Here is a 4,866-nt window from a genome sequence, read left to right on the forward strand (position 1 = left end):
ATAGGCGATGATGGCAAGTGAGCTCCTGGTAGGGCAGGGACGTAAGCACTCACTGGCCTACCAGGAGTTCGCCGGTATCCGGCCCGTCACACGCCGATGCTCACCGAGTTTTCAGATGCACACTGAGGCCGAACCCGATCCGGACTGAAGCCGAACCCGATACGGGCCTGCGGGCGATGCCCGAGACGCCCGTCGGAAGGCAAAACCAGCGCCGGTCCCTGAGTAACCCGATGCGGACCCGGCGATGTCGATCGCCCGCGAACCGAAAGGACCCGACCATGACCGAGCATCGTGACGCTGTCACGTCCCACCATCGGCATCTCGAAAGCACGACGAGACCACGACGCACCCTGGCCGCGGTGTCCGTCGCAACGGCTGTCGCCGCGGTTATCGCGGGATCAGCCGCAGGCACTGTCTCGGCCGCACCGAGCGTCGAGTGCGCGCCCGTGATGGTGCTGGGTATTCCGGGCAGCAACGAGGGGGCGGCGCATCATCCAAATGGCACGACGCAGGACCAGTTGTACGGTGGCACCGTCGCCGAGGCTCTGGCTGGAGCTCGGGACGACGCCGAGAGCCCGGTGGTGGCTGCGGCGGTGGAGTATCCGGCCGTGCTCAGCCTGAACTTTTCCGATGGGGAGTACTTCGCGTCGAAGGACGCCGGGTATGCGGCTGCGTACAAGCTGCTGCAGACCTGGGCGGTAGCCTGCCCGTCCGCGCGATTCTCCCTGATCGGATACAGCCAGGGCGCCCACGTCGCGGGAGACCTGACTCAGACTATCCTGCACAAGCATTCGCCGATCACGCCGGATCGTCTGGCGGGCACTCTTCTGCTGGCCGATCCCGGTTTCGTCGGCTATGGGGCACGCACCCAACCACTCCAGTACGAGTCGACGTCGAACACTTTCACCCCCGTCGGCTCCGGTCGCATCGGCCTATCACCTCGCACCGACTTCGACGAAGACGACCCGGTCTACTCGGTCTGCTTCGTCGGCGACGTTGTCTGCGCCCCGGGCAAATCGGTGGAATTGCACCAACGGTATGCCACCGCCGTTTACGACGGGACCGGAGAATCGGTGGCCTACACCTACGGACGGCTCATGGCCGCCGAGGAGAACTGGTGAACGTTTCTGTGTCTCAACGTGATTGCGGCGCGACACAGAACACGCCCGTCACCGGAAATCCATGCGGTTCGAATGCGCATAGGAACGTACCGACTCGCCGGAAGAGCTGAGAGCATCGCCCCCCGTCCACGGCACGTCGAGGTCCTCTCGTGCGTCCCGGGTATCGAGCCGGCAGGAGCGCGTTCACATCTGCGATCTGCCGAGCCAGGCGCGGGCGGCCGAGAGTGAGAAACGCAGCCGCGACGGTCGCAGCGTTCTGGCTTTTCCCGTTCGTGCGTCGACATGGTGGACGCGAGGGGCCGAGACCACGGGTCGCCTGCCGACGAGGAGCGAGACCACGGTCGTCGAGACCACTGCAGCCGATAGTTCGACCGCGGGCGCCACCGCCGGTGCTTGCAGATGTCCCTGCTCGACTTGTGCGAGCACATCCACGTCGGCGTAGCTCGGGATGCTCACCACCCACCGCCACAGGGGAACACGGGCCCGTCCGGAGGTCAGGTCGTCGAAGGTGACGGTGGCGGGTAATCCGAGGAGCCGTTCGAAACGAGCTCCGTCCGGCGGGATCACGTTGTGCCACACCCCGAATCCGATCTCCACAGCCAGCAGGACCGGGGTGGCGGCAGCCCTAGCTGCTCGTGCCAGCCGCAGCCCCACGTCGGGCAGGGTGTAGTCGGTACCGTCGATTACCACATCCGATGCAGCGACCAGATCCGCGACGTTGGTCTCGACGATGCCTTCCCGAACCACCTCGATGCGTGTGCCGGTGCCGATGGATCGGCACAGTTCGGCGACGACATCTGCCTTGTTCCTGCCGAGAGTGATCGTGGTGGCGGCGGCTTGCCTGTTGAGATTGGTGACCGAGAAGGTGTCCGGGTCGGCAAGGACGAGCGTGCCGACGCCGAGTCGCGTCAAGGTCTCGGCGACTCGTCCCCCGACACCGCCGACGCCGGCCACCAGCACGCGGGCCTCGGCGAGACGCTGCTGTTCGTCGTCGGAGACCAAGCCGCGGTTCCGCGACAGCGGGTGCTCAGGCACCATCACCCACACCGGCACGGGCGGGCGGCAGAATGTCGCGGGAGTCGAGTGTCCAGGTGAACGGCCGACGGAAGTAGTCGCCGAATGTTGTGGTGCCGCCGCGGGCCTCGTCTGCGGCGGTCAGGGCAGCAGCGACTGCGCTCACCCGGACACGGGCGACCACGTTGTAGGTGTTGTACACCCATCGCGGTTCGGTGAGGATCTCCACCGGAAGTCCGAGCACCTCGAGCGCTGCCAGGAACGGTTCCTCGACCACCAAGTACGCGTGTTCGTATCCGCGCTCCTCGGCGAGAGCGAAAAGGGCCCGGTAGAAGCCGAGGGTCGCGAACGTCTTCCGGAATGCCTGATGCACCGCGGTTCCGGAGACTTCGAAAGAATCGTGGGGAACGTGCAGATCGAACGTCTTGGTGACTTGCAGGGTGTTCGACCCGCCTTCGATCATCCGACAGCATCCCACTGGTTCACCGGCATCGTCGCAAGCGAGCAGATGAATCGAGTGTCCGTCGAACTCGTCGGTGAACGCTCCGACACTCGGATCCACACTCTCCGGCTCGATCAGCCCCGCTTCCAGGTACAACTGTGTGCGGATCTGTCTCCACCGATCGAAATCCTCGCTACCGTATTCGGCTATCCGATAGTGGAACACGCCGCTCCTGCCTGATGGTGATACGCATGGTCTCGAATCCGGCCAACCGCGCGAATCGAAACAGAAAGATACGGTAACGAATCAGCGATCCGCCTCGCGTCCCCCGAACAACCGACACTTCACTTTCCGAACATGCTGTACCAGTGTCGAATTGAGAGCTTGGAATCACTCGCGAAAGACATGTAGCGTCCCGAACAGGATGTTGTGGCAGCCGGATCTTCTCGTGCCCATACCTCTCTCTGTCCGACTCGAGGACCGGACATTCTCAGAACTCGGACCGACGGCTCGGGGAGCGGCTCTCGACAGGGCCCGCGAGCGCGCTCCCAGGCCAGACCTCCCTCGCTGCGACCGCGCCGATCAAGACCCGGCGAGGCTCGCCGCGCGTGCCGATGGCTGGATGTCGCGTTGCTACCTGGACGGACACCCGCCGACCGTCACACCCTCGACTTCCAGGTCCGCAGACCAGTTGAACTCCGCTCCGATCGAGTTGCCCACTGCCGCAGGGACGAAGACCCCCACCGATCCGCTGTCGAGGTCCGGTGGGATGGTGATGTTGTCCTGCCGTGCACCGGTGAACACGTAGTTCGCGGCCACCGCGCCGTCGATGAACTTCACTCCACGGGTGATGGGCTTGCCGTCTGCGCCGGTCAGTGTGGCCGTGAAGGCGACGACTCCATCCGGCATGGTTCCGTCGAACTCCCACCACAACAGCTTCGCGCCGGTGGGGTGGCCGACCGCCCCGTTCTGGACCGCGACCCGGCGTAGCCCGAAACCCGATGCCGGTGCGGCGGGAATGCATTCGCTTTCGGTGCCGACATGCAGAGCCTTCCCCGGTACCGCGCTCAGCGCAGGTGCCGGGGTGGCCGTGGTGGCCGGCACCGACCGGGTCGCGCTGGTCGTGGTCGTGGCTGGATCCTGATCGGCGGTGCCGCCGGAACAGCCCGTGAGCAGCAGCGACGCACCCGTGGCCGCGATGATCAACCTGTTCATTGCACATCCTTGTCGGTACATCGAACCGGAGCACGGGAGCCGACTAGCCCGGTTTCGTAAGTTGCACTGGCACTCGGCAGATGATCATCCAGCGGGTGCGGCGGCCACCGCACCACACACCATTGTCGGTGCGGCAGTGTATCTATCTGGGAGGTAGCGGTTTCGGTGCCGTCCGTAGCGCCCATGAGGTGCCGTCCCAGTAGCGGATCCTGGCCGGATCCTGCGGATCGTCGTACCACCCTGCCGGCGGCGACTGCACGACACGACCGGTATCCGGCCCCTCCAGTGGTGCTTCAGGCAAGACCGGTCCCGCCTGCGCGATGCGACTGCGTTGGCGGGCGGGGAGGAGATAGAGCGAGGCGAGGATCGTCAGTGCACCGGCGACGACCACGGCAATCGCCAGAGTCTGGGCGGAGTTGCGCGCGTTCGCGCAGGCGGCTTCGGTGAGGATCGCTGCAAGTCCCTGCCCGGCACGCTTCGGGGCGATGACCGAACCGCACTGCAGCACTCCCGAGGTCACCGGTTGCGTGACGACCAGACCACCAGTGCGATGCCAGCCAGGCGGGTGAGATCTCGGGCGTTCACCGGCCGACCGGTTCGATGATGTTCGCACGCAACCGCGGCACCACCATCTCACCGCCGAGCAGGTTCTCGTATTCGAAGGTGCCTCTCACCTCGACATACATTCTCACGATGTCGCCCTGTGCGACATCTGCGCCGATCCGAGGATCGGACAGGTCCACCAGCGCGCTGTCACCGAAAAAGTACGAGTCCCCCTCGATCGGATCCGCTGAGGTGTCGGCCATGAACCGGGACGGTCCTGTGGCGGTGTCGAATTGGGAGACCTCGCCGTACACGATGATCTTCCGGCCAGCAGACGCCACCGGGTTCTTCAGCAACAGTGCGTAGTCGCGTTCGGTCACCTGCTCGTAGGAGGCCGGGTCCAGACCTGACTTAGGACATTTCGCTTAGTGCCCCGTTTCGAGGTCGATTCTGGCCAGGATTTCGCGTTGAGCTGGGGGTATCTCGGGTGGGAAGTCTTCGGTGACGCCGTTGATGGCGATGGTGGAGGTC

6 protein-coding genes are annotated in these 4,866 nt (G+C 64.9%); 1 reads left to right on the plus strand and 5 read right to left on the minus strand.

What is annotated here, in order from left to right; translation table 11 throughout:
* Window positions 1–278: 278 nt before the first annotated feature.
* On the plus strand, window positions 279–1,121 hold the full coding sequence (locus tag WAX14_RS15335; RefSeq protein ID WP_422628912.1) for a cutinase family protein: 843 nt from the start codon (window positions 279–281) through the stop codon (window positions 1,119–1,121).
* A 183-nt stretch (window positions 1,122–1,304) separates the two neighbouring features.
* Here the strand turns inward: WAX14_RS15335 and WAX14_RS15340 are convergent, their stop codons facing one another.
* From WAX14_RS15340 to WAX14_RS15360, 5 genes are all read right to left on the minus strand, one after another.
* Window positions 1,305–2,159, minus strand: coding sequence for a ThiF family adenylyltransferase (locus tag WAX14_RS15340; RefSeq protein WP_422628913.1), 855 nt, complete (start codon window positions 2,157–2,159; stop codon window positions 1,305–1,307).
* A complete protein-coding gene (locus WAX14_RS15345; protein WP_422628914.1) occupies window positions 2,149–2,802 on the minus strand; it encodes a GNAT family N-acyltransferase in 654 nt (217 codons plus the stop codon). The genes WAX14_RS15340 and WAX14_RS15345 overlap by 11 nt, the downstream gene beginning before the upstream one ends.
* Before the next feature lie 408 nt (window positions 2,803–3,210).
* On the minus strand, window positions 3,211–3,792 hold the full coding sequence (locus WAX14_RS15350; RefSeq protein WP_422628915.1) for a hypothetical protein: 582 nt from the start codon (window positions 3,790–3,792) through the stop codon (window positions 3,211–3,213).
* A gap of 142 nt (window positions 3,793–3,934) precedes the next feature.
* On the minus strand, window positions 3,935–4,312 hold the full coding sequence (locus WAX14_RS15355) for a DUF2510 domain-containing protein (protein ID WP_422628916.1): 378 nt from the start codon (window positions 4,310–4,312) through the stop codon (window positions 3,935–3,937).
* Between the two features lie 61 nt (window positions 4,313–4,373).
* Complete coding sequence (locus WAX14_RS15360; protein WP_422628917.1) at window positions 4,374–4,715, minus strand: hypothetical protein; 342 nt, start codon at window positions 4,713–4,715, stop codon at window positions 4,374–4,376.
* Window positions 4,716–4,866: the final 151 nt, after the last annotated feature.

This window comes from Rhodococcus sp. (in: high G+C Gram-positive bacteria) (genome assembly GCF_049299235.1).
In the GTDB taxonomy this organism is placed as follows: Bacteria; Actinomycetota; Actinomycetes; order Mycobacteriales; family Mycobacteriaceae; genus Rhodococcus.

What these genes read in the sequence shown, in the direction of transcription:
- WAX14_RS15335 (WP_422628912.1), top strand. Translation starts at nt 279, where the DNA reads ATGACCGAGCATCGTGACGCTGTCACGTCCCACCATCGGCATCTCGAA.
- WAX14_RS15340 (WP_422628913.1), bottom strand. Translation starts at nt 2,159, where the DNA reads ATGGTGCCTGAGCACCCGCTGTCGCGGAACCGCGGCTTGGTCTCCGAC.
- WAX14_RS15350 (WP_422628915.1), bottom strand. Translation starts at nt 3,792, where the DNA reads ATGAACAGGTTGATCATCGCGGCCACGGGTGCGTCGCTGCTGCTCACG.